The sequence below is a fragment of the Roseovarius sp. D22-M7 genome, from assembly GCF_037083785.1.
GTDB lineage: Bacteria > Pseudomonadota > Alphaproteobacteria > Rhodobacterales > Rhodobacteraceae > Roseovarius.
The window spans coordinates 14,239-38,167 of the sequence record NZ_JBAPKY010000022.1 but is presented as its reverse complement, the minus strand read 5'-3'; the positions used below and the strand labels follow the sequence as shown (position 1 = coordinate 38,167).

Below are 23,929 nucleotides of genomic sequence, written 5' to 3'. Positions count from 1 at the left end.
ATGTGTACGCAATCTTAAGACGTTACTCTAGCTGGCATGGTGGCCTAGCCATCTGGGCAGGCCCGGTCACCGGTTCCCGGAGGGCGCAGGCCACGCCGCTTGACGCAATCTTAAGGGTTGAGCGGGTAAGCCTGAACGGCACGTGCGTGGACATCACATTCAAGACCGTATGGTACAGCACACTCCATTATCGGCGCTCGCCCCCGTCATCGTGATCGACGACGACGAGTTTTTCCGCGTTGCCATGGACGCGGTGCTGGGGGAATGGTTCGGCAGTGATGCGGTGGTGACCTGCGCCAGCACCGAGGAGGCGCTCGCGTATCTCTCCGACGGGACCGCGTTCGGCCTCGGCCTCGTCGATCTGAACATGCCCGGCATCGACAATCTCGATCTGCTGACCACACTGAAATCCGCGCAACCCGACATCCGGCTCGTCGTGCTGTCGGCGTCGAGATCGCGCGAGGACATCGTCATGGCGCTTTCGGCCGGCGCGCATGGCTTCATCAACAAGGGGCTGGGCATCGGCGAGGCCGAGGCGGCGATCCGGCAGATCGCCGACGGGTCGGTCTACGTGCCGCCCTTCACCCCGCAATCGGAGGGCGCGCCGGCGGGCGATCCCGCGCGCCGGCCGACCGCGGCCTTGCTGGCCTCGCTGACGCCACGCCAGATGGAGGTGCTGCGGCTGCTGGTCGCCGGCCAGCCGAACAAGGGGATCGCGCGCGAGCTCGGCATCAATCCCAGCACGGTGAAGTTTCACCTGTCGTTCATCTTCCAGACCCTCGGGGTGTCCAACCGGGTCGAGGCGGCAACGCTCGGCGCGCGGCTGCTGGAGGACCGCGCGTGACCCCGGCCCGGCGCATCCCCGACCGGGGCCGGCTAGGCCGACGGGTAGACCGGGAAGCAGGCCTCGACCTCGATCCAGCTGTCGGGCAGCGCCGCGACGACGCTGGTGAACCGGTGGCGGATCGCGACACGGGCGAAATCGGCGACGCCCTGGCACGCGACGCCTTCTTCCGGGGTGACGGTGTCGGTCGTGATCGCGACCGACCAGTCCTGCGCCTGCCCGCGCACGAAACTCGCGGTGGCGGCCGCATCCATGCTGTCGGCGACGACGCAAGGGGACAGGCGCAGGCCCAGACACCGCGCCCCGGCCGAGGCCGCATCCTGCAGCGCGACGCGCGTCCAGGTATAGCGGCTGATCTCGATCGTGCCGGTGAGCAGCAGGATCAACGGCAGCGCGATGACCGCGAACTCTATCGCGACGGCGCCGCGGCGCGCGGCGATCAGCCTGGGAAGGGCGGCGCGGCGGGTCAATTCAACCGCAGGACGGCGCTGGCCTGCAGCGTGTCGCCGGCGACAAACCCGTATGCCGGAAAAAGCGAGACATGGCGCGCCTGCGCGGCGATCCGCACGAAGGGCCCCGCGGTGCCGCCCGCGGCGCAGGGCGTGTCGCAGACCACCGGCGACCCCCAGTCGACGGCCCCGCCCGACAGGGCCGGACAGTAGCACGCGGTGGCGGCCCCCGGCCCGGCGGAGGGCGTCACGGCCCCTTCGGACCACGCAGCGCTTGCGGCGTTGTTGACCACCGCCTCGGCCCCGGTCGTGCCGCCGCCCTGCAGCAGTCCGACAAGCCGTTGCGCCATGTCGGCCGCGGCCGGCTGATCGGGCGGCGCAGGCTGCAGTAGTGCGTATTCCGTCGCCGCGGTCACCCGGGCCTGCAGCGACAATCGCGCATGGGCGGCGCTGCCGATATCGATCACCCCGGCCAGCACGACCATCAGGACGGGGGCGACGAGGGCAAACTCGACCGCGATGCTGCCGCGCGCGTCGCGCAGCAGCGCACCGAGGGCCGGCCCGGTTGCGGATGACTTGTGCGCTCTGGTGTTGCTGATGAAACCCGGCCTCATCTCTGGTGATCCTCTCCTGACCGGCGATGTCGGGTAACGGATCGGCATCGCGCGAAACTGCCCGAGCATACGCGATGCCCGCGCCGCGCAATAGCTGGCCGGACGGCCAGCCCGCCTGGCCAGTCAGGTCCCGTGCGGGCGTTTGTCGTGGCGGTCTATCATGCCGATGATCCACGGGATGTTCGGCATGAAGATGAAGATCCGGGTCAGTTGAAGCGCCGTGACCATCGCCAGATCGACGCCGAGGAACTTGGCGGTCAGGGCCATTTCGGTGACGCCGCCGGGGGCCATGCCGAGCACCAGCACCTCCCATCGCAGATCGGTGAGCGCCGCCAGCCCGAGGGCCAACGTGGAAATCACCAGCAAGAGCAGCAGGGTGCTTGCCGTCAATGTCAGCATGAGCCGTCGGCCGCCCAGCAGGATCTCGCGGCGAAAGCAACTGCCGAGCCAGGTGCCGAGCACGATCTGCGCCGCCGACAGCATCTCCGGCGGGAAGGGCGCGGGTTGCAGCCCCGCCGCGGCGGCGGTGGCCGAGAATGCCAGCGGGCCGAGAAACCACGGATTCGACAGGCCCAGCCTGCGGAAGACCAGCGCGCCGGCGATCGCCAGCAGCGCGAGAAACCCGTTGCCGACGGGGTCGAACGTGCCGCCGCGCACCAGGTCGCCGGGCGCGGGCCAGCCATCCACCGCGTAGACGAAAAGCGGCACGAGGATGACCACGGCGGCGATCCGCAGGGTTTGCGTGAGCACGATCGGGGCGGGATCCCAGCCGAATTTCCCGGCGATCACCGCGGCCTCGACCGGGCTGGTGGGAAAGGTCGCAAGGAAGGCCTGCGCCGGCGGCATCCCCCCCATCCGCGACGTCAGGTACGCCACGCCGCAGGCGACCGCCGCCGTGAGGAACGCGGCCCCGACGAGAAGCGGCGCGTAGGCCAGCAGCGCCGCCAGCGCCGCCGGGGTGAAGGCAAGCCCCACCTGCGCCGCGATGACCATCTGCCCGAAGGGCCGGGTCCGCAGCGGCACCTGCACGGTCAGCACACCGCCGAGATACAGCCCCGCCGACAGCAGCAGCGGGCCGATCATCCATGGCAGCGGCGCCCCGAGCAGCGAGAAGAGCCAGCCGGTGGCGATGCCGAGCCCGTAGAGCACGGCCAGCGCCAGCCACTTACGCAGGTGCTGCATCGGCGGGACGGGGGTCGGCACCACCCGCCTAGCGCGGCGCGTGGCCCGCGCCGACATCCCAGAACAGCCCGGCCATGACCCGCAGCGCATCACGGCAGACGGGTTTCAGCACGTGCTCGTCCGGGGCGTGCTGCGAGCAGCCGCGATAGGAATGCGGCACCCAGACCGTGGGCAGGCCGAGGATCTCGGCAAAGGCATCGTTGGGCAGCGACCCGGCGAGGTTGGGCAGGATATGCGGCGCCTGCCCCGCGGTGTCCTGCAATGACGCGGCGGCGAAGCGCACCCAGGGGTGATCAGGGTCGAGCCGCGTGGCACGAAAGAAGCCGCGATCGTGCGGGACGATCTGCACGGCCTCGAACCCCTGCGCGTCGAGATGGCGTCGCAGCGCGGGCACGATATCCTCGGGCGTGGTCCCCACCACGTAGCGCAGCTGGCAGGTGGCGCGGGCATGCGCCGAGATGGCGTTGACCGGCGCCTCGGGGACGCCGCTTTTCATCGCGAGGATGGCAAAGCTGTTCCAGCCATAGGCGCGCTCACAGGGCGTCAGCTCCTCTTCGCCCCAGTCGGGGTCGATGGCAGGACCGTCATCGCTTTGGATCGGCAGGTCGGCCAGCGCCGCGCGCACGCTGTTGGAGAGGCTGTCGGGGCGCCATTCGGGGATGTTGATCTGGCCGCGCGCATCGGTGATCGTGGCAAGCGCCTGCGCGAGGATCATCGCCGGATCGGCCAGCAGCCCGCCCCAGTTGCCGGAATGATGCGCGCCCTCGCGCAGATCGACCAGCAGATCGAAGGTGACGCCGCCGCGCGAGCCCATGAAGAGCGTGGGCGTGCCCGGTTGCAGGCGCGGGCCGTCCGAGGCGATCAGCACATCGGCCGAAAGCGCGTCCTTATGGGCCGCGAAGAAGTCATGCAGGCCGGGCGATCCGGTTTCCTCGCCCGTCTCGATCACCATCTTGCAGTTGAAGCAGAGCCGCCCGCGCGCCGCGATCACCGCCTGAAGGGCGGCGATGTTGATCAGGTGCTGGCCCTTGTTGTCGGCGGTGCCGCGCCCGTAAAGGCGCTCGCCCTCCTCGACCAGTGTGAAGGGGTGCAGGCCGTCGCGCCACTGGTCGGTCTGGGCGCGGATCACGTCGCCATGCCCGTAGCTGAGCACGGTGGGCAGGTCGTCGCCCTCGTGCCGCTCGGCGGTGAGGATCGGACCCGCGCCCTTGGCCGGGTTGTCATGAAGCGTGCAGGTGAACCCCATCGCCTCGAGCCGCGGCTGCATCGCCTGTTGCAGGTAGCGCAGGAGTTCCGGGGCCTGGTCGGGATTTTGGCTTTCGGTCTGGTATCCCACGAGATCCGAAAGGTCAGCCTGGAAGCGGCCGGCGTCGAAATACTCTGAGATGGTCTCGATTGCGGCGTCTCTGGTCATGATGATCCTGTCTGGTCTTCTGAAACGGCGTCGCCCCAGGGCGACATGATCTCGGTGCAGCCGGTATTCGTCCAGCCCTGCCGCATCACGCCGGCGGGGCAGGCGAAGGCGAAAGGGAACGGGCTGCGCCGCGCGGTGATCACGGCATGTTCGGCGCCGAGGCGCGCCAGGACGCCCTCGGGCAGCGTCTCGTCGGCGACCACGGTCGGCCCGCCCGATACGTCGATGCGCGGGTGGTGGAAGGCCGCGCCCAGATCCATGCCGTGATCGGCGATGAAGGACGCCATCTGAACCATCGCCGAGACGATCTTGCGCCCGCCCGAGGCGCCGAGGGCAAAACGCGCGTCGCCGGCCTGCCCGAGGATCGGGCAGACATTCATCAGGCAGCGCTTGCCCGGCGTCAGCGAATTTGGGCGGCCCGGGACCGGGTCGAACCACATGATGCCATTGTTCATCGTGAAGCCGGTCGAGGGCGACACGACCCGCGACCCGAAGATCGACAGCAGCGTCTGGGTCTGCGAGACCATGTTGCCGGCGCGATCCACGACCGAGAAATGCGTGGTGCAGCCTTGGTGCGCCTCGGTCTCGCCGGTGTCGCCCATGTTGGCCAGCCGGTCAGCATAGGCGGATTTGAGCGCGGCCGCATAGGCTGAGAAAGCGTCGGGTTTCGTGGCGAGATCGCGCGGTTCCATCTCGCGCATTGCGTGGGCGAAGGTAGGCCCGGCGGTGAGGCCCGGGGGCACGTGAAACCGCGCGTCGCGATAGGAGACCTTGAGCGGTTCGCGGAACGTGGCGCGGTAGGCGCGCAGATCGTCATGGCTCAGGGAGCCGCCCTTGGCCTGCATGTCGGCGGCCATCGCGGCCCCGACATCGCCGTCGTAAAGCGCGCGCGCCCCAAAGCGGGCGATCTGGTCGAGGCTGTCGGCCATGCGGGTCTGATCGACGCGTTTCTCGGCGAGCGCCGTCCAGCCCGAGATCATCGGCCATTGCCCGTCCTCGAGGAAAAGTGCGGCCGCGTCCGGATCCTTGGCGAGTTCGCGGGTGGTCGAGGCGATGATCAGGGCGGCATACCAGTCGACCAGCAGCCCGGCGCGGGCATGCTCGATCGCCGGGGCCAGCAGATCGGCCCAGGGCATCGTGCCGTAGCGCGCGTGCAACTGGCCCATGCCATCGACCAGCCCCGGCACGGCGACGGCGGTGGCGCCCTGCACGTTGCGGTCACCCACCACCTTTTCCCAAGGAAACAGGTCTCCGGCCACGCCCTCGCCCGAGAGCGGGTACTCGGCGGGATCGAGCGCGCCGGGCGCGCGCATCCCGTAATCGAGCGCCTGCGCCGTGCCGTCCTCGGCGCGCCACAGCATCAGCGTGCCGCCGCCCGCCGGGCCGCTCATCCACGGCTCGAGCACGCCGAGGACGAAGGAGGTGGCGATCGCGGCATCCGCGGCGTCGCCGCCGGCGGCCAGAACCTCGGCGCCCGCAATGGCGGCCAGTCGGTGCTGGGCGGCGACCACGCCATGCGCGGTCTCGATCACGGTCTTGGTGGTGGTCGCGCTGCGCGACAGGTTCACCGACATGTCACGCCGCCCGCCTGTCATGCATCGGCCCGTCGGGGTCGTGCAGGTGGCATTCCACATGGCCCACGCTGGTGCCAACCGGGCGCGGCGGCGTGGTCTTGCACAGATCCGTGGCATGCGGGCAGCGCGGGTGGAAATGGCAGCCCGAGGGCGGGTCGATCGGGTTGGGATAGGCCATGCCGAGCTGCGTGTCGGGCACGCCGAGGCCGGGCTCGGGCGTCAGCACGGATTTCAAGAGCGCCTGCGTGTAAGGATGTGCGGCCTCGTCGAAAAGCCCGGCCACGTCGGCCTCTTCGACGATCCGGCCGAGATACATTACCGCCACCCGGGTCGCCAGATGCTCGACCACGGCGAGGTCGTGGCTGATGAAGAGGTAGGACAGGCCGAATTCGTGCCGCAGATCGCCCAGCAGGTTGAGGATCTGGCTTTGCACCGAGACGTCCAGCGCCGAGGTCGGCTCATCGCAGATCACGATTTCCGGCTTCATGATGAGCGCACGGGCGATCGCCACGCGCTGCCGCTGGCCGCCCGACATCTGGCTGGGAAAGGTGTTCATCACCCGTGCCGGCAGGCCGACGATGTCGAGGATCTTGCGCACCTCGGCCTCCCAATGGCTGCGGTCACCGATGCCGTGCACGCGAAGCGGCAGCGAGACGATGTCGAAGATGCTCTTGCGGGGATTGAGCGACGAATAGGGATCCTGGAAGATCGGCTGGATGCGCCGCGCCAGCGTCAGGCGGTCCTGGGCGCGGATCTCTTCGCCGTCGACCAGCACCTGGCCCGCGGTCGGGGCCTCGAGCCCCAGCAGGATCTTGGCCAGCGTGGACTTGCCGCAACCCGACTCGCCCACCAGCCCCAACACCTCGCCGCGCGGCAATGCCAGTGACACGTCATTGACCGCCGTCAGCGGACGGGCGGCACCAAAGAGGCCCTGCTTGACGCGGTAGGTCTTGGTGACGCCGCGCAATTCGAGGATGGCGGGGGGGTGCGTGCTCATGCGAGGGCCTCCTCTTCGGCGTGGCGCTTGCCGTCGGGATGGATGCAGCGGAAGGCGTGGGCGCCCTCCTCGCGACGGGGGATGGTGCCGCGGCAGGCGGGTTCGGCATGCGGGCAGCGGGTGCGGAACGCGCAGCCCTCGACCTCGCCGATGAGCGAGGGCACCATGCCGGGAATGGTGCCGAGGGTACTGCCGCGTTCGGTCTTGCCGGGTTGCGGAATGCAGCGCAGCAGGCCGCGCGTGTAGGGGTGCGAGGGGGTGTTGAAGACATCCCCAGCCGGCCCGGTTTCCACCAGTTCGCCCGCATACATCACCGCGACCTTGTCGGCGACGCGCGCCACGACGCCGAGATCATGGGTGATCAGGATCATCGCCATGTTCATCTCGCGCCCGAGATCGTGGAGCAGCCGCAGGATCTGCGCCTGGATCGTGACGTCGAGCGCCGTGGTCGGCTCGTCCGCGATGATCAGTTCGGGGTCGCACATCAGGGCCATGGCGATCATCACCCGCTGCCGCAGCCCGCCCGACAACTGGTGCGGGTACTGGCCCAGGCGGTTGGCCGCCCCGGTGATGCCGACCTTTTCCAGAAGCTCGACCGCGCGGGCGCGCGCCGCGCCGCGCCCGACGGATTTGTGCAAGAGCAGCGCCTCGGTCAACTGGTCGCCGATCGTGTAGGCGGGGTTGAGCGAGGTCATCGGCTCCTGGAAGATCATCGACATGCGCGCGCCGCGCAAACTGCGCAGCGTGCCGGCATCGGCGCGCAACAGGTCCGTGCCGTCGAACTCCATCCGGTCGGCGCTGCGCCGGATGGTCTTGCCCAGCAGGCCCATCAGCGCCAGCGAGGTCAGCGACTTGCCCGAGCCCGACTCGCCCACGATGCACAGGGTCTCGCCACGGTCTAGGTCGAAATCGATGCCCCGCACGGCGCGCAGGGTGCCGCCGCCGACGGGGATGTCCAGCACCAGGTTGCGGACGCTCAGCAAGGGGGTGTCGGTCATGTCAGCTCCGGTTTTCGGGGGCGGTGACGTCGCGCAGCCCGTCGCCCATCAGGTTGATCGCCAGCACCAGCACGAACAGCACCACGCCGGGAATGACCACCATCCACGGCTCGAACAGCATCATGTTCTTGCCTTCCGACACCATCAGGCCCCAGCTGGGGGTGGGCGGCTGCACGCCGAGGCCGAGAAACGACAAAGCGGCCTCGAGCAGGATGGCATGCGCCATTTCCAGCGTGACCACCACGATCAGGTTGTTGGCGATGTTGGGCATGATTTCCGACAGGATCACGCGCGGGGTCGAGGCGCCGATGGCGCGCGCCGCCGAGACGTATTCGCGGTTGCGCACCTGCAGGGTCGAGGCACGCATCACCACCGCGAACCGGTCCCACAACAAAAGGCCCAGCACCACGATCACCACCTGCAGCGAGCCCCCCAGGATGGCCACCACCGCCAGCGCCACCAACACCACCGGCATCGCCAGCCGCACGTTGATCAGGAACGTCACGACCATGTCCACGCGGCCGCCGAAATAGCCGGCGGCGACGCCCATGGCGGTGCCGATCACGCCAGAGATCAGCGCGGCGATCACCCCGATCATCAGCGACACGCGCGCGCCGTAGATCAGCCGCGACAGGTAATCGCGCCCCAGGTGGTCGGTGCCGAGTGGGTGTTCCCACGAGCCCCCCAGAAACACCGGCGGCTCCATCCGGGTCATCAGGCTTTGGGCGTAGGGGTCGTGCGGGGCCAGCACCGGCGCGAAGATCGCCACCAGCGTCAGCACCGCGATCACCACCGCGCCGATCATCAGGCCCTGATGGCCGAAGACGCGGCGGCGCAGCATCATGCCCGGTGTCGGGCCGGTGATCTCTTGCAGGATCGGGTCGGGCGTGTCGGTGACGGTCATCTCAAGCGCTCCGCATCCGGGGATCGAGCCAGGCGTTCAGCACGTCGGCGAGGAAGGTGAAGATGATGTAGAACATCGAGAAGACGAGGATCAGCGCCTGCACCGTCGGCAGGTCGTTGCGCGCGATGCTTTCCCAGGCGAGATAGCCCGCGCCGTGCAGCGCGAAGATCGACTCGACCACGATCGAGCCACCCAGCATGAAGCCCATCTGCACCGCCGCCAGCGACACCACCGGGATGATCGCGTTGCGCAGCGCGTGGCGAAAGAGCACCCGCCCCTCGGGCGCGCCCTTGGCGCGGGCGGTGCGGATATAGTCCGAGTTCAGCACGTCCAGCATGCCCGCTCGGGTCAGGCGCATGATCGCGGGCATCGCGTAATAGCCCAGCACGATGGTCGGCATCACGAAATGCGCGGGCGAGGACGCCCCCGAGGGCGGCAACCAGCCCAGTTGGATGGCGAAGATCACGATCAGGATCAGCCCGAACCAGAAGCTGGGCATCGCCTGCCCGGCCACCGACAGGAACAGCGCCACCCGGTCGATCAGCGAATTGGGGCGGATCGCCGCGGCCACGCCGAGCGGCACGGCGGTGAGGATCGCGAAGGTGATGCCGCAGACGCCGAGCGTCATGGTCACGCTCAGCCGGTCGAGGATCAGCGTGGAGACGGGCAGGCGGAAATAATAGCTTTCCCCGAAATCGAATTGCAGCGCCGAGATCAGCCAGTCGCCGTATTGCACCAGCATCGGGCGGTCAAAGCCGTAGAGATCGCGGATCGCCTCGATATCCTCGCCGCTGGCGGTCTCGCCGGCCAGCGCCACCGCGGGATCGCCCGCGAGAAACAGCAGGCTGAAGCTGATGAAGGACACGGTGACGGCCACCAGAAGGGCAAGCCCCAGGCGCTTGAGGATGAATGTCAGCACGGGTTTTGCCCCTCGGTTTCTGGCGGGTCGCTGATGCGCGGGCGACGGGCGCCGGAGGGCCGCGCACGGCCCTCCAGACAGGTCAAGTCAGGTCCGGATCGGCCGGATCACTTCCATTCCATCGTGGTGAAGCGCAGCACCTCGTCGGGTGTCGGCGTGTAGGCGACCTCGTTCGTGAACACGTAGTTGGTGTTGTACGAGAACATCGGCGCCCAGTAGGCCTGATCGGTGATCCGTTCGATCGCCTTGGCGTAATGTTCGATCCGCGTGTCGGGATCGGTCGAGCTGTCGGCGACCTCAAGATCGGCCAGCACCTGATCGTCGCGCGCATCGTCGAGTGACCCGTGCTTGAAGAACTGGCTGACCATCGCCGAGGCGTCGTTGATCGAGTAGCTGCCCCATGTGAGGAAGGCCAGCGGCACGTCGCCCGTCATGTTCAACTCGCGCAGCGCGGAATATTGCAGGAACTTGAAGTCGCTCTCGATGCCGACGGCATTGAGGTAGCTCAGGATCGCCTCGGCATATTCGCGGTTGCGATAGGCGTAGAACTCGGTCGTGAAGCCGTCGGGATAGCCCGCCTCGGCCAGCAGCGCGCGCGCCTTTTCGGGGTCGTAGTCGTATTCCACGGCCGCCTCCTCGACACAGCCGAACTGGCTGGGAAAGCAGGGCGTGTAGATCGGCCGCGACTTGCCCTTGAGCAGCGCATCGACCATTTCCTGCCGGTTGATCGCATGATTGACCGCGCGGCGCACGCGAATGTCGGTGAACGGCGTCTCGCCGGAACGGCCGGCGGCATCCATCGACAAATACCCCACCCGCATGGTGGATTCGTTGGCGACGGTGAACTGCTCCATCTCGGCGAGCTTGCCGGCCTGGTCGGCGGGCACCTGCCAGATCAGGTCCAGGGTGCCACTGAACAGCCCCGCCATCTGCGTGTTGACGTCCGGGATGGTGCGGATATCGACATTGGTGATCTCGGGCTGGCCCTTGGGGCTGTCGTGATAGCCCTCGTATTTCTCCAGCACGAAATGCTGCCCCGACTCGACCGAGGTCACCTTGTAGGGGCCGGTGCCGACGGGTTCCAGGCCCATGCCCGACGGGCCCACCTCGGCGTAATAGTCGGCGGGGTACATCGAGACCGGACCGGACAGGAACTCGATCGCCGCCGGGAACTTGTCCTTGAGATGGATGCGCACGGTGTAGTCGTCGACCTTCTCGGCCGAGTCCATCCAGTTGACGTTGCGCTGCGTCTTGACGCCGTTCTCTTTCTTCGAGACGAAATTGACAGTGTAGACAACGTCGTCGGCGTTGAACGCCTCGCCGTTGTGGAAGGTAACGCCCTCGCGCAGCTTGAACTCGATCGTGGTGTCGTCGATCCAGTCCCACGACGTGGCGAGGTTGCCCTCGTACTCGTTGGTGATCGGATCGCGGTAGATCAGGCCGTCCCAGACCGCGCGCTGCAACACGACGCCCTCGCGCGACGAGTTGAAATAGCTGTCGACGTTCTCGAGCTCCTTGGTGAAGGCCACGCGCAGCGTGTCATTGGCCTTGTCCGCCCAGGCCGCGCCCGACGACGCGACGATGGCCAGACCGGCGACGGCATGTTTCAGTGAGGCTGGTGTCATGTCTTTTTTCCCTGTTCTGGATGTCGACCGCACGCCGTGGTGACGCGGGGCGGGATCCCGGCTTTTGCTTGACGTATCATATTGTAATTCCTACAATCGCCATGTGATCAATTAATGCGAAGATTCGTCGCAGCGTCAACCCTGTCGTTCGGGCGCGCTCGGAACTTTCGGGACAGGTGCATGAAATCAAAGCAGGATACGCTGTTCGTAAGCTCGCTGGCCAAGGGGTTGCGCCTGCTGCGGGCCTTCGACGAGGGCCACAGCGCGCTGTCGCTGGCCGAGCTTGCGCAACGCACCGGCCTCGACAAGAGCGGCACGCAGCGGCTGGCCAACACGCTGCACCTGGAAGGGATGCTCGACAAGGATCCGGTGACGCGCCGCTTCCGGCCCTCGCATGGCTGGCTGCAGATGGCCTATGCCTATTACTGGTCGGACCCGCTGATCGGGCAGGCGATGCCCAAGCTGATCGGTCTCAGCCAGGATCTGGGCGAGACCGTGAACCTTGCCGAGATCTCGGGCGAACACATCATCTATGTCAGCCGCCTGCCCTGCAAGCGCACCTATTTCGCGGCCACCATCATCGGGCGCCGGCTGCCGGCGCTGTCGACATCGGCCGGTCGGGCGATGCTGGCGACCTTTCCCGAGGACGAGCGGCACCGCGCGGCCGCGACCTGGCCGATCACCACCTTCACGCCCAGCACGACCCTCGACCGCGACGCGATCGCACGCAGCCTCGACGCGGCCGCGGCCGAGGGGTTCGCGATCTCGACCGGGCAGATGATCCTCAACGAGATCGGCGTCGCCTGCCCGATCATCGGCCATGACGGGCGCGGGCTTGCGGCCGTGCAATGCTCTGTCTCGGCGCATACCTGGACGCGCGACCGGATCGTCGCCGAGATCGTGCCGAAGCTTCAGGACACCGCGAACGCGATCTCGCCCAATTTCCGCGCGCCGGGCGCGGCCCCGCCAGCCCGGACCCCGGCCTGAGCGGCGGCGCGCCTCACTCGGGTCCGGGGCTGACCTGCCAGGTGCCGTTCTCGGTGCGGCAGCGCCAGGTGCGGTAGGTCACCGGCTGCGGCCGCCGCACGGTCGCCACGCGGTGCACGAGTTCCGCGCAATTCCCCTCGATCCGGCCAAGCGTGACGGCCCCCTTCGAGCGGCTTTCGGGGTTGCTCCAGCGGCGGGCGTCGCCGGTCCGGCCCAATGGCGCGACCAGATCCAGCGCGGCGGTTTCCATCACCGCGATGTCGCCGGGCGCCAGCCCCGACCGGTCGAGCATCTGGCCGAGGCTGCGCGCCTGCGCGTCTTGCGCCGCAAAGGGCCATGCCAGCATGGTGGCAAGCATCAGGTGTGAAGGTTTCATCGGATCCATCCCTTGTTGCTGTGATCTGTCCGACTACGCCATCTTGCGCGCCCCCTGTCCAGCCGCAATGCCGCTTCAGGGCGTGGCGCGGGCGTAAAGCCGCGCCAGCGTCAGCGGTGTCAGGTACATCGGGATCTGGAAACAGCCCACGAAGAGCAGCAGTTCCTCGGCCGTGCCGGGCGGCACCGCGGCGAGGAAAAGCGCAAGGTTGCGGTTGCCCGCGACGATCCCCATCGCCGGCGCCTGACGCGCGGCCCCTGCCCCGCGAAATGCGCCCCAGACGGCAAGCTGCGTGGAAAAGTTGAGCACCAGCACCAGCGCGAGGATCCACCACAGCGCCGGATCACCCGAGACCAGCGCCGGGCCGACCGCCGACATCAGCGCGATGACCACCAGACCCATGGCAAGCGCCATCAGACCGTCGAGCCGCGCCTGCGCGCGCGGGGTCCGCAGCCCCGGCCACACCCGGCGCACAAGAAGCGCGCCGCCCCCGGCCGCTGCGATGATCGCCAGAAGCCGGCCGGCGGCGATCAGCGTCGCGGCCGGGTCGGCAAAGACCGGCATCAGCCAGAACACCGGCAGCACCGTCAGCGGCAGCAATGCCGTGCCCACGACCAGCGCGCGCAGGGCCGGCATCGGGTCGGCCCCCGACAGGATCGCCAGCCCCGGGCTGCCGGTGATGGGGCTGGCCGCGAGCGCCAGCACCACCCCCAGCCCGACGATGCTGTCCTGCCAGCCGCAGAGCGTCAGCACCCCGAGCGCCGCCAGCGGCATCGCCATCTGCAGGATCACCGTCACCGCGAGATAGCCCGGCACGTCGCGCAGACGCGGGCGCGCGGCGTCGGGGCCGATGCGCAGGCTGGCGAGAAACAGCATCGCCACGATCAGCGGCACGATCAGTGGCTGCATCGCGCGCGCCAGCGGCGGCACCGCGATGCCCACGACCAGCCCGGCGATCAGCACCAGCCGCCCGTTTCGTGCCAGCCAGCCCAGCATCAGGCCGCCTTGCCGCTCACCGCACGATCATCGCGAAATCATCGTGCCTGGCAGCCACAGCGCGATCTCCGGAAAGACCGACAGGATGGCCGTGGCCAGCACGAGGATCAGGAAGAACGGCAGCGCCATGAGCGCGATCTCGAATATGCCGCGCCCGGTGATGGATTGCAGCACGAAGAGGTTGAACCCCACCGGCGGGGTGATCTGGCTCATCTCGACGACGAGTACCAGGAAGATGCCGAACCAGATCGGATCGATGCCCGCCGCGGTCACCATCGGCAGGATCACCGACGTGGTCAGCACCACGATCGAGATCCCGTCGAGGAAAAACCCCAGGACGATGAAGAACACCAGCAGCGCCGAGAGAAGTGCGAATTGCGAATAGCCCTGCTCGCCGATCCACGCGGCCAGCGTGCGCGGGATGCCGGTGAACCCCATGGCGACGGTCAGGAAGGACGCGCCCGCGAGGATGAAGGCGATCATGCAGGTGGTGATCGCGGCGCCGCGCAGTGCGCCGACCGCGCTGTCGCGATCGAGGCCCCCGCTCAGGCCGGAAATCGCCAGCGCGCCGGCGACGCCGACCACCGCCGCCTCTGTCGGCGAGGCGAGCCCGGCATAGATCGACCCGATCACCGCCACGATCAGCAGCACGGTGGGCAGAAGCAGCTTCAGCGCGCGCAGCCGCTGGCGCAGCGTCGGGCGGGGATCGGGCGCGGGCACGCGGTCACGGTGCAGCAGGGACCACAGCATCACGTAGCCCGCGAACATCACCGCCAGCATCAGCCCCGGCAGCAGCCCGGCGAGGAACAGCCGCGCGATCGACTGCTCGGTCGCCGCACCGTAGACGATCAGGATGATCGAGGGCGGGATGAGAAAGCCGAAGGTGCCCGACCCGGCCAGCGTGCCGATCGCCATGCGCATGTCGTAGCCGCGCGATTTCAGCTCGGGCAGCGACATCTTGCCCACGGTGGCGGTGGTCGCCGCCGACGAGCCCGAGACGGCCGCGAAGAGCGCACAGCCGAGGATGTTGACATGCAGCAGCCCGCCCGGCAGTCGCCGCGTGAAGGGCGACAGCCCGGTGAAGAGATCCGACGAGAGCCGCGATCGGAAGAGGATCTCGCCCATCCAGATGAACATCGGCAGCGCCGTCAGGTCCCAGACATTGAGGGCCCCCCATATCTTGGTCGCCATGATGGACCCCGTGGGCGCGCCGGTCGCAAGCTCCATCGCGACCATGCCCACGGCCAGAAGCGCGAAGCCGACCCAGAGCCCCAGCAGCAGCAGCCCGAAGAGCACCACCAGAAGGATGATCGACAGCGTGGCGATATCCATCAGTTCAGGCCCTGCTGGTCGTCGCGGGCGCGTTCGGCCGCGCGAAAGGCCGGGTCATCGCCGCCAAGGGTGGTGAGAAGCTCGTCGACCAGTGCCAGGGTGAAGATCGCCAGCCCCAGCGCCATGAAGCTTTTCGGGATCCAGAGCGGCACGACGACCTGCCCGTAGGAGACCGAACCGGCGCCGTAGGCGTCGATCACGTCAAGGATCACGAACCACGTCGCATAGCCGGCGAGCCCGACCGCGAGGATCAACACGAGCGCGGCCAGCATCCGGTTGCCGAAGGGGCCGAAGGCGCGCAGGATCAGCGTCACCCGGACGTGGCCGGCGGCGCGCAGCGTCGCGGGCAGCGCCAGAAAGGCCGCCGCGACGAACAGGAACCCGCCGAATTCGGCGACCGAGGGGATCGAGATGTTCAGCCGTGCCATCCCGAGGGCGTCGAGTCCCTGGTCGATGACCCGGCCCAGCACCTGGATCAGCACCAGTACCGCGATCGTCACCATGGCAAGGCACGCGCCCGCAAGGGCGGCACCGTAAACCGTGTCCAGCGCCTTGCGCATCGCGCCCTCCTGCCACTCGTTTCCGGGAATAAGGCGCGGGCGAGGCCGCTATCCGAACCGGCCTGCCCGCGCCTGTCGGTCAGTTGTCGAGGTTCTCGCGGTAGGCGTCGATGATCGCCTGCCCCTCGTCGCCGGCCTCTTCGAGCCACTCGTCGGTCATCGTCTCGCCGATCTCGGCCAGGCGTTCGCTCAGCGCGTTCGAGGGCTGCGAGATCTGCATGCCGCCCTCTTCGAGCGCGGCGATCTTTTCCTCGGTCTCGGCCTTCGACATCTCCCAGCCGCGCGCCTCGGCCTCGGCGGCCATGTCCATCACCGCGGCTTGCTTGTCGTCCGACAGGGCGTTGAAGGCGTCGGTGTTGACCAGCACGATGTTCTTGGGAAGCCAGGCCTGCGTGTCGATGTAATGCGACACGAAATCCCACGCCTTCGCGTTGGCCCCGGTCGAGGGCGAGGTGATCATCGCCTCGACGCGGCCCGTCGAGAAGGCCGTGGGGATGTCGCCCTCTTCGACCTGGGTGGGGTTGGCGCCCAGCAATTCTGCCAGCCGTTCGGTGGCGACGTTATAGGCGCGGAAGCTGAGACCTTCCATCTGGGCAGGGTCTGTCACCTCCTCGCGGAGGTAGAGGCTCTGGCCCGGCCACGGCACGGCGTAAAGCACGGTCAGGCCTTGCGCTGCGAGCTTTTCCTCGACGGCGGGGCGCGACGCCTCCCACAGCGCCTCGGCCTCGGCGTAGCTCGAGGCGAGGAAGGGGATGGAGTCGACGCCGAACACCGGATCCTCGTTGGCCATCCGCGACAGAAGGATCTCGCCGATGGGCACCAGTTGCTGGCGCACGGCATCCTTGATCTCGGCATGACCGAAGAGCGAGTTGGCGGAATGCACGGTGATGTCGAGCTCGCCATCCGTCGCGTCGCGCAGGTCGTCGGCGAATTGCATGATGTTCTGGGTGTGGAAGATCGCGTCGCCGTAAGGCGTCGGCATGTCCCAGTTCTGCGCGAGGCCCGGCCCCGCGCCCAGCGCCACTGCTGCGACACTGGCCGCGACCATCTGTCGGCTGATGATGCTCATCGATAGCTCCCCTCGTTTTTTCTGGTTGGTGTGGTGTCGATGCTGTGCGCAAACTCTCGGCTTGTCAACGAAGCGCATCCGTCTGAAACTGACCGCGGCGGACCGAAGTCAGGGGGTGGATCATGGGGTATGAAGACACGCGTTGGGATTTCTGGATCGACCGGGGCGGCACCTTCACCGACGTGATCGGCCGCGCCCCGGACGGCGCGCTGCACCCGCTGAAACTGCTGTCGGACAATGACGAGGCCTACGAGGACGCGGCGATCGAGGGCATACGGCAATTGCTGGAGGCCCCGGATGCCGCCAGCATCGACCCCGAGCGCATCGCCACCGTACGGATGGGCACCACCGTGGCCACCAACGGCCTGCTGGAGCGCAAGGGCGACCGCACGGCATTGCTGATCACGCGCGGCTTTCGTGACGCCCTGCGGCTGGGCTACCAGGCGCGGCCCGACATCTTCGCCAAGCAGATCGTCCTGCCCGAGATGCTGTATGACCGCGTGATCGAGGTCGCGGAACGCCTGCATGCCGACGGCACGGTGGAAACCTCGCTCGATCCGTCGTCGCTGGATTCGGAGCTCAACGCGCTGCGCACCGATGGCATCGACGCCGTCGCGATCGTGCTGATGCATGCCTGGCGCAATCCCGAGCACGAGGTGGCGCTGGCCCGGCATGTGCGCGAGATGGGCTTCGGCCAGGTCTCGGTCAGCCACGAGGTCTCGCCGCTGATAAAGCTGGTGGGGCGCGGCGACACCACGGTGGTCGATGCCTATCTTTCGCCCACCCTGGGCAGGTACGTGGCCCGGGTGAAGGACGCGCTTGGCGCGACGGCGGCGCAGGCGCCGGGGCCCACGCTGCAATTCATGATGTCCTCGGGCGGGCTGACGGCGGCCGAGCGGTTCCAGGGCAAGGACGCGATCCTGTCGGGCCCGGCGGGCGGCGTGGTCGGCATGGCGCGCACCGCCGAGATCGCCGGTTTCGGACGGGTCATCGGGTTCGACATGGGCGGTACCTCGACCGATGTCGCGCATTTCGCCGGCGACTACGAGCGCGCGCTCGAGACCGAGGTCGCCGGCGTGCGGATGCGCGCACCGATGATGCTCGTGCACACCGTCGCCGCCGGCGGCGGGTCGATCCTGCATGCCGAACCGGGGCGCTTTCGCGTCGGCCCTGATTCAGCTGGCGCCGATCCCGGCCCGGCCTGTTACCGGCGCGGCGGACCGCTGACCGTGACCGATGCCAACGTGATGCTGGGCAAGCTGAACCCTGAGCTTTTCCCCGCGATCTTCGGGCCCGGACAGGACCAGCCGCTTGACCGCGAGACGGTGGCCGAACATTTCAAGGCGATCGCCGCCGAGACCGGCGAGGGCCGCAGCCCCGAGGAGGTCGCCGAGGGGTTCATCCATATAGCCATCGAGAACATGGCCGGCGCGATCAAGAAGATCAGCGTGCAGCGCGGCTATGACGTGACGCGCTACCTGCTGAATTCCTTCGGCGGCGCCGGGGGGCAGCACGCCTGCTTCGTGGCCGATGCGCTTGGCATGCAATCGATCCTCATCCACCCGCTTTCGGGGCTGCTGTCGGCCTATGGCATCGGGTTGAGCCGGGTGTTCACCACCCGCCAGAAGGCGCTGGAGGCGCCGCTGGAAGAGGCCAGCCGCGCCGCGATAGACGACGCGATGACGACGCTGCGCACCGAGGTTCTGGAGGAGTTGCACAAGCAGGGCCTTGCACGCGACGCGGTCGAGACGCGCGCGAGGCTGCACCTGCGCTACGAGGGCACCGACACGCCGCTGCCCGTCGCCTTCGACGGCCGGGATCTAGCCGCGGCGCAGGCGGAATTCGAGACCGCGCACGAGGCGCAGTTCAGCTTCGTCAGCCCGGAGAAGCGGCTGATGATCGAGGCGGTCGAGCTCGAGGGCTTCGAGGCAGACCCCGCCGCCGCGCCGGAAGATCCGCAGCCCGAGACCGGCGGCGAGGCCGAAAGCGACCGTCACGCCCCGGTGTTTTCGGGCGGGTCGTGGCACGAGGCGGCGGTCTTTCACCGCGCGGGGCTGCGACCCGGCAACCACGTGCGCGGCCCCGCCCTGATCATCGAGCCCAACCAGACCATCGTGGTCGAGCCGGGCTGGCAGGCCGCGATCACCGCGCGCGATCACGTGCTGCTGACGCGGTTCGAGGCGTTGCGCCGCGACCAGGCGATCGGCACCGAGAAGGCCGATCCGGTGCTGCTGGAGGTGTTCAACAATCTCTACATGAACATCGCCGAGCAGATGGGCGTGGCGCTGCAGAACACCGCGCAATCGGTCAACATCAAGGAACGGCTGGATTTTTCCTGCGCGGTCTTCGACGCCTCGGGCGCGCTGGTGGCCAATGCGCCGCATATGCCGGTGCATCTTGGCTCGATGGACCGGTCGGTCGAGACGGTGATCCGCCTGAACGAGGGCGACGTGCATCCCGGCGATGTCTTCGCGTTGAATGCGCCTTACAATGGCGGCACGCATCTGCCCGACATCACCGTGGTCACGCCGGTCTTCGACGAGGCGGGCGACTCGATCCTCTTCTGGGTCGCCTCGCGCGGGCATCACGCCGATGTCGGCGGCACCGCGCCGGGGTCGATGACGCCGCTGGCCACCACCGTGGACGAGGAAGGCGTGCTGATCGACAATTTCCGCGTGGTCCATCGCGGCAGCTTCCGCGAGGACGCGCTGCGCGAGTTGCTGACCGATCACCCCTGGCCCTGCCGCAATCCCGACCAGAACGTCGCCGACCTCAAGGCGCAGATCGCCGCCAATGCGCGCGGCATCGCCGAGTTGCGGCGCATGGTCGACGAATTCGGCCTCGAGGTGGTGCAGGCCTATATGGGCCACGTACAGGACAACGCCGCCGAGGAGGTGCGCCGCCTGATCGGACGCCTCGAGGATTGCAAATACGAGTACCCCACCGATACCGGCCAGACGATAGCCGTGAAGATCACCGTCGATCACGACGCCCGCGAGGCGCTGATCGATTTCACCGGCACCAGCGACGCGGTCGAGAACAATTTCAACGCGCCCGAAGCGGTGACGCGGGCCGCGGTGCTGTACGTGTTCCGGGTGATGGTCGAGGCGCCGATCCCGATGAACGCGGGCTGCCTGCGGCCGCTGCGGATCCGCATCCCCGACGGCTGCATGCTGAAGCCCGAATACCCGCGCGCGGTGGTGGCCGGCAATGTCGAGACCTCGCAGCATGTCACCAACGCGCTGTTCGCGGCCCTCGGCGCGATCGCCAATTCGCAAGGCACGATGAACAACCTCACCTTCGGCAATGACACGTACCAGTATTACGAGACGATCTGCTCGGGTTCGCCCGCGGGGCGGATGAATTCAGGGACGGGGTTCAACGGCACCGACGGGGTGCATGTGCACATGACCAATTCGCGCCTGACCGATCCCGAGGTGCTGGAGCTGCGCTTTCCCGTGCTGCTCGAGGATTTCTCGCTGGTCCAGGGGTCGGGAGGCGGCGGCGCGTTCCATGCCGGCGACGGCACGCATCGGCGGCTGCGCTTCCTTCAGGACATGGATTGCGCGATCCTGTCATCGCACCGCACACGGCCGCCACAGGGCATCGAAGGCGGCGGCGCGGGGCGCGCGGGCCGCACCGTCGTGCACCGTCTCGATGGCCGCGAGGAAACACTCGACGCCTGCGCGCAGACCGGGCTTGCGGCGGGCGAGACGATCACCGTCATCCCGCCCACCGCCGGCGGCTACGGCAAAGCCGAGTGAGGGGCCGCGGGGGCCCTCAGCCGTCCGTCGGGAAGACGAAACAGCGGTCGCGCCGGATCGTCAGCCACAAGGGCTTGCCGGGCTTGGGCAGGAACACGTTCGGGACCGTCGCCTTCAGCAGCGATCCGTCGTGGTCCATCCGGAACTCCACCAGGCTTTCCGAGCCGATGAAGCGCGACCGCTCGACGATCCCGCGGGCGGGCGTGCCGTCTTGCGAGGTGGGGTTTGGGCCGCTGCCGTGGCGGTCGAAGTCGATCTTGATATGCTGCGGGCGGATCACGATCTCGACCTCGCCCTCGTCGGGCACGCCGGGGGCGAGGAACTGGCCGAACAGGGTTTCCGTCAGGGCGCCGCGCACGGTGCCCCGGATCACGTTGATCTCGGAAAAGAAGGCCATCGCGCTGCGATCCACGGGCGCGTTGTAGACGTTGTAGGGCGCGCCCTGCTGCACGATCCGCCCGTCGCGCATCAGCGCGATCTCGTCGGCCATGCGCATCGCCTCTTCCGGCTCGTGCGTGACGAGCAGAACGGCGGTGTCCTCTTCGCGCAGGATGTCGAGGGTGTCGTCGCGGATGCCGTCGCGCAGACGGTTGTCGAGGCCCGAAAACGGCTCGTCCATCAGCATGATGCGCGGGCGCGGCGCCAGCGCACGCGCCAGCGCCACGCGCTGTTGCTCGCCGCCCGAAAGCTCGTGCGGATAGGCGGTGTGGTATTGCGACAGCCCCACCCGGTCGAGCAGTTCCGACACCCGCGCCGCCTTGGCGGCCTTGTCGCCCGACAGGCCGAACGCCACGTTCTGCGCCACGCTGAGATGCGGGAAAAGCGCGAAATCCTGGAACATCAGGCCGATATGCCGGCGTTCGGGCGGGACGCGAAAGACCGTGTCGCAGACCAGGTCGCCATCGACATGGATCTCGCCCGAATCCTGCATCTCGACGCCCGCGATCATCCGCAGCGTCGTCGACTTGCCGCAGCCCGACGGGCCGAGCAGGCAGGTCACCTGCCCCGGCATGACGCGCAGCGACACGTTCTCGACGACCACGCGCCCGTCATAGCGACGCGTCAGGTCCCTGATTTCAAGCCGGGGAATGGCGGTTTGCACACAGGGCCTCTTGCTGACTTTCCGAGAGATTTGCTCGGGCTTGGACGCCCGCTGATAGCAACCCCACCGAGGGGGTTCAAGCGCGCTCAGCCCCCGGCGGGGCGCACCCACAGGAAAAGGCCGGCGGCGGTCAGAATGTCGCGCACGTCATCAGGGGCAAGCAGCATGGCGGCCCCCTCGCCGATGACGATACCGTCAAGCCGCGCATGGGTGGCGCACCGCGCGGTACTCGCGTCGATCACCGGCAGGTCGGTGCGAGGATCCTGTCCGCGGCGCGGCGCGATGTAGAAAATGCCGCCGGTCTCGTCGCCGGCACCGTCCTGCGCGCTCAGCCAGTCGGCCGCGCCGCCGATTAGCTGGTCGGCGACGTCGAACGGGTCGAGCGTCCAGCCCGCGCCCGTGTCCCCGGGGGTCGCGAGGTCGTGCAGCATCGCGTCGGTGCCGCGCGCCCCGGCGCTGGCCACGACATGCCCGCCGCGCACCACGACCGCTTGCCCTGTATCGGTGCGCGCCATTTCCGCCTGCGCGGTTGCGAGATCCGCGGCGACCCCGTCGGGCACCGCGCCGGTCAGCACGCCCGGCGCGGGCAGCAGGTCCGCGGCGATGTCGGGCGCGGCCACGACCTCGATCCCGGCCTCTTCGATGATCGTGACGATCTCGCGCCGAACCGCGTCATCGCCTTGGCCGAGAGCAGCCTGCAGGCGCGGCAGGAAACGCGCCGTCGCGGCATCGATCCGCGCCGGATCCACGCCGGGTCGCGCCATGTGCCCAGCGATGCAAAGCCGGGTGATCCCGCGCGCGGTCAGGTCGTGCAACAGGCTGCCGAAGGTCTCGAACCGGAAGCGCTGCCGTGGCAGGTCACCGAGGATGTCGGACGGGTCGCCGTCCAGTTCACAGATCAGCGGCACCTCGCCCCGCGCCAGACAGGTCCTGACAAGGTGCGGCGGCACCTCGCCCGGCCCGGCGACCAGCGCCAGCGTCATGGCCCGACATCCATCGGCACGGCGCTATCACCGGTGAGAAGCGGAGTTTCGGGCATGACGCTAGGCTTTCGGCAGATCCATCATCGCGGTGAACTCGGCCTCGGCGGCCATGTCGCCCGCAACCTCGGCCACGCCGGAGAATTTCCAGACCTTGCCGCCGGGCTTGCCGCGCAGCGTCTCGAGCCGCATTTCCAGCACGTCGCCGGGCTGCACCATGCGGCGGAACTTGGCGCGGTCGATGGCCATGAAATAGACCAGCATGTTGCGATCCTCCATCCCGAGGGCCGTGCCCACCATCACTGCCGCGGTCTGCGCCATCGCCTCGACGATGGTGACGCCGGGCATGATCGGACGCCCCGGAAAGTGGCCCTGGAAATGCGGCTCGTTGAAGGTCACGTTCTTGATGCCGCGCGCGCTTGCGTAGTCGTCGATATCGACGACCTTGTCCACCAGCAGGAACGGGTAGCGGTGCGGGATGAGCCGCTGGATCAGGTGGATATCCGCGGATCGGAGCGGCTCTGTCATGGCAGGTCCTTTGCAGTCGTGCGGGCGCTCTTAGCAAGTGCGCGGATGCAGGGCAAGTCGGCCGCCCCCCCGGGGGGTCGGGTCAGTCGTCGGCCGCCTGCGGATCCTGTGGCACCGGCATGTCGGGCAGTTCTGCGCCGTCGCGCGGGCCGCTTTCGGTCTCCGGCAGGGTGTCGGGCCCCGCGCCGACGCTTTCATTGATGCGCATGATCGCAAGATCGGTGACGTCCGCGACATTGTCATGCAGAAGCGTGCTGCGCAGGTCGAGCATGACCACGGCCTCGGCCTCGTCCAGCAGGCCGGACAGCACCGGCTGCACCACCCGCATGAATTGCAGCGGCGCCCTTTCGCGGCGGCGTTCGAGCTGTTGCGAGTTGCGCTCGGCCTCGTTGCGCAGGCGGGTGACCTTGGTATCGAAGGCGTCCGCCATTTCGCGAAACTCGTCCGGGGGCGTGTCGGCGCGGCGATCGGTCAGGGCCTGCTCCTCGGCCTCGAGTTCCGAGGCAATGCGGTCGTTCCGGGCGACGAGCCGGTCGCGGGCCGCCTGGATCTCCTGTTGCAGGCGCTTGCCGTACTCGGTTTCCGTCAGCAGCCGCTCGGTGTCGATCACGACGATGTCGCTGGTCACCACGCCAAGCTGTTGCGCGCGGGCGGTATCGGGGCCGCCAAGCGCGAGCGCCGCCAGCAGCCCGGTCAGAGCGAGGATCGCGCGCAT

General features: G+C 68.3%; 22 protein-coding genes. 3 read left to right on the top strand and 19 right to left on the bottom strand.

Annotated features, from left to right (window positions below):
* Positions 1–169: 169 nt before the first annotated feature.
* Positions 170–844, top strand: a complete 675-nt coding sequence (locus V8324_RS11595; RefSeq protein WP_336420091.1) for a response regulator transcription factor — start codon at positions 170–172, stop codon at positions 842–844.
* A gap of 32 nt (positions 845–876) precedes the next feature.
* On the opposite strand, the gene V8324_RS11590 is transcribed toward V8324_RS11595, so the two are convergent.
* The 10 genes from V8324_RS11590 to V8324_RS11545 form a co-directional block, all read right to left on the bottom strand.
* Positions 877–1,314 (bottom strand): TadE/TadG family type IV pilus assembly protein, encoded by a 438-nt coding sequence (locus V8324_RS11590; RefSeq protein ID WP_336420090.1) that lies wholly within the window; start codon positions 1,312–1,314, stop codon positions 877–879.
* Complete coding sequence (locus V8324_RS11585; RefSeq protein WP_336420089.1) at positions 1,311–1,907, bottom strand: TadE/TadG family type IV pilus assembly protein; 597 nt, start codon at positions 1,905–1,907, stop codon at positions 1,311–1,313. Before V8324_RS11585 ends, V8324_RS11590 begins: the two co-directional genes overlap by 4 nt.
* 123 nt (positions 1,908–2,030) lie before the next feature.
* Positions 2,031–3,110, bottom strand: a complete 1,080-nt coding sequence (locus V8324_RS11580) for an AbrB family transcriptional regulator (protein WP_336420088.1) — start codon at positions 3,108–3,110, stop codon at positions 2,031–2,033.
* A gap of 7 nt (positions 3,111–3,117) precedes the next feature.
* The gene (locus tag V8324_RS11575) at positions 3,118–4,503 is read right to left on the bottom strand and encodes a M20 family metallopeptidase (protein WP_336420087.1); all 1,386 of its coding nucleotides are present in this window, start codon (positions 4,501–4,503) and stop codon (positions 3,118–3,120) included.
* Positions 4,500–6,098, bottom strand: a complete 1,599-nt coding sequence (locus tag V8324_RS11570; protein ID WP_442970521.1) for a gamma-glutamyltransferase — start codon at positions 6,096–6,098, stop codon at positions 4,500–4,502. The genes V8324_RS11575 and V8324_RS11570 overlap by 4 nt, the downstream gene beginning before the upstream one ends.
* Positions 6,079–7,074 carry an ABC transporter ATP-binding protein gene (locus V8324_RS11565; protein WP_336420086.1) on the bottom strand — a complete coding sequence of 332 codons (996 nt, stop codon included), beginning with the start codon at positions 7,072–7,074 and terminating at the stop codon, positions 6,079–6,081. The genes V8324_RS11570 and V8324_RS11565 overlap by 20 nt, the downstream gene beginning before the upstream one ends.
* A complete protein-coding gene (locus tag V8324_RS11560; RefSeq protein ID WP_336420085.1) occupies positions 7,071–8,072 on the bottom strand; it encodes an ABC transporter ATP-binding protein in 1,002 nt (333 codons plus the stop codon). Before V8324_RS11560 ends, V8324_RS11565 begins: the two co-directional genes overlap by 4 nt.
* A gap of 1 nt (position 8,073) precedes the next feature.
* Positions 8,074–8,976 (bottom strand): ABC transporter permease, encoded by a 903-nt coding sequence (locus tag V8324_RS11555; protein WP_336420084.1) that lies wholly within the window; start codon positions 8,974–8,976, stop codon positions 8,074–8,076.
* Position 8,977: 1 nt separating this feature from the next.
* Positions 8,978–9,895, bottom strand: coding sequence for an ABC transporter permease (locus V8324_RS11550; RefSeq protein WP_336420083.1), 918 nt, complete (start codon positions 9,893–9,895; stop codon positions 8,978–8,980).
* A 107-nt stretch (positions 9,896–10,002) separates the two neighbouring features.
* Entirely contained in the window at positions 10,003–11,520 is a 1,518-nt protein-coding gene (locus V8324_RS11545; protein ID WP_336420082.1) for an ABC transporter substrate-binding protein, read from the bottom strand.
* Positions 11,521–11,700: 180 nt separating this feature from the next.
* Here V8324_RS11545 and V8324_RS11540 point away from each other — a divergent pair, with 180 nt between their 5' ends.
* Entirely contained in the window at positions 11,701–12,507 is an 807-nt protein-coding gene (locus V8324_RS11540) for an IclR family transcriptional regulator (RefSeq protein ID WP_336420081.1), read from the top strand.
* 13 nt (positions 12,508–12,520) lie between these two features.
* Here the strand turns inward: V8324_RS11540 and V8324_RS11535 are convergent, their stop codons facing one another.
* The 5 genes from V8324_RS11535 to V8324_RS11515 form a co-directional block, all read right to left on the bottom strand.
* Positions 12,521–12,883 carry a hypothetical protein gene (locus tag V8324_RS11535; protein WP_336420080.1) on the bottom strand — a complete coding sequence of 121 codons (363 nt, stop codon included), beginning with the start codon at positions 12,881–12,883 and terminating at the stop codon, positions 12,521–12,523.
* Between the two features lie 75 nt (positions 12,884–12,958).
* On the bottom strand, positions 12,959–13,879 hold the full coding sequence (locus tag V8324_RS11530) for a hypothetical protein (RefSeq protein ID WP_336420079.1): 921 nt from the start codon (positions 13,877–13,879) through the stop codon (positions 12,959–12,961).
* A 27-nt stretch (positions 13,880–13,906) separates the two neighbouring features.
* Complete coding sequence (locus V8324_RS11525) at positions 13,907–15,211, bottom strand: TRAP transporter large permease (RefSeq protein WP_336420078.1); 1,305 nt, start codon at positions 15,209–15,211, stop codon at positions 13,907–13,909.
* Entirely contained in the window at positions 15,211–15,771 is a 561-nt protein-coding gene (locus V8324_RS11520) for a TRAP transporter small permease (RefSeq protein WP_336420077.1), read from the bottom strand. Before V8324_RS11520 ends, V8324_RS11525 begins: the two co-directional genes overlap by 1 nt.
* A gap of 79 nt (positions 15,772–15,850) precedes the next feature.
* Entirely contained in the window at positions 15,851–16,840 is a 990-nt protein-coding gene (locus tag V8324_RS11515; protein WP_336420076.1) for a TRAP transporter substrate-binding protein, read from the bottom strand.
* 122 nt (positions 16,841–16,962) lie between these two features.
* On the opposite strand from V8324_RS11515, the gene V8324_RS11510 reads away from it, so the two are divergent.
* On the top strand, positions 16,963–20,604 hold the full coding sequence (locus V8324_RS11510) for a hydantoinase B/oxoprolinase family protein (RefSeq protein ID WP_336420075.1): 3,642 nt from the start codon (positions 16,963–16,965) through the stop codon (positions 20,602–20,604).
* Between the two features lie 16 nt (positions 20,605–20,620).
* On the opposite strand, the gene V8324_RS11505 is transcribed toward V8324_RS11510, so the two are convergent.
* The 4 genes from V8324_RS11505 to V8324_RS11490 form a co-directional block, all read right to left on the bottom strand.
* Positions 20,621–21,706: an ABC transporter ATP-binding protein gene (locus tag V8324_RS11505; RefSeq protein ID WP_336420074.1), complete on the bottom strand. Its 1,086-nt coding sequence runs from the start codon at positions 21,704–21,706 to the stop codon at positions 20,621–20,623.
* 86 nt (positions 21,707–21,792) lie between these two features.
* Positions 21,793–22,689 carry a UDP-2,3-diacylglucosamine diphosphatase LpxI domain-containing protein gene (gene lpxI / locus V8324_RS11500; protein ID WP_336420073.1) on the bottom strand — a complete coding sequence of 299 codons (897 nt, stop codon included), beginning with the start codon at positions 22,687–22,689 and terminating at the stop codon, positions 21,793–21,795.
* A 60-nt stretch (positions 22,690–22,749) separates the two neighbouring features.
* Positions 22,750–23,214, bottom strand: a complete 465-nt coding sequence (fabZ, locus tag V8324_RS11495) for a 3-hydroxyacyl-ACP dehydratase FabZ (RefSeq protein WP_336420072.1) — start codon at positions 23,212–23,214, stop codon at positions 22,750–22,752.
* Positions 23,215–23,296: 82 nt separating this feature from the next.
* Positions 23,297–23,929, bottom strand: coding sequence for an OmpH family outer membrane protein (locus V8324_RS11490; protein ID WP_336420071.1), 633 nt, complete (start codon positions 23,927–23,929; stop codon positions 23,297–23,299).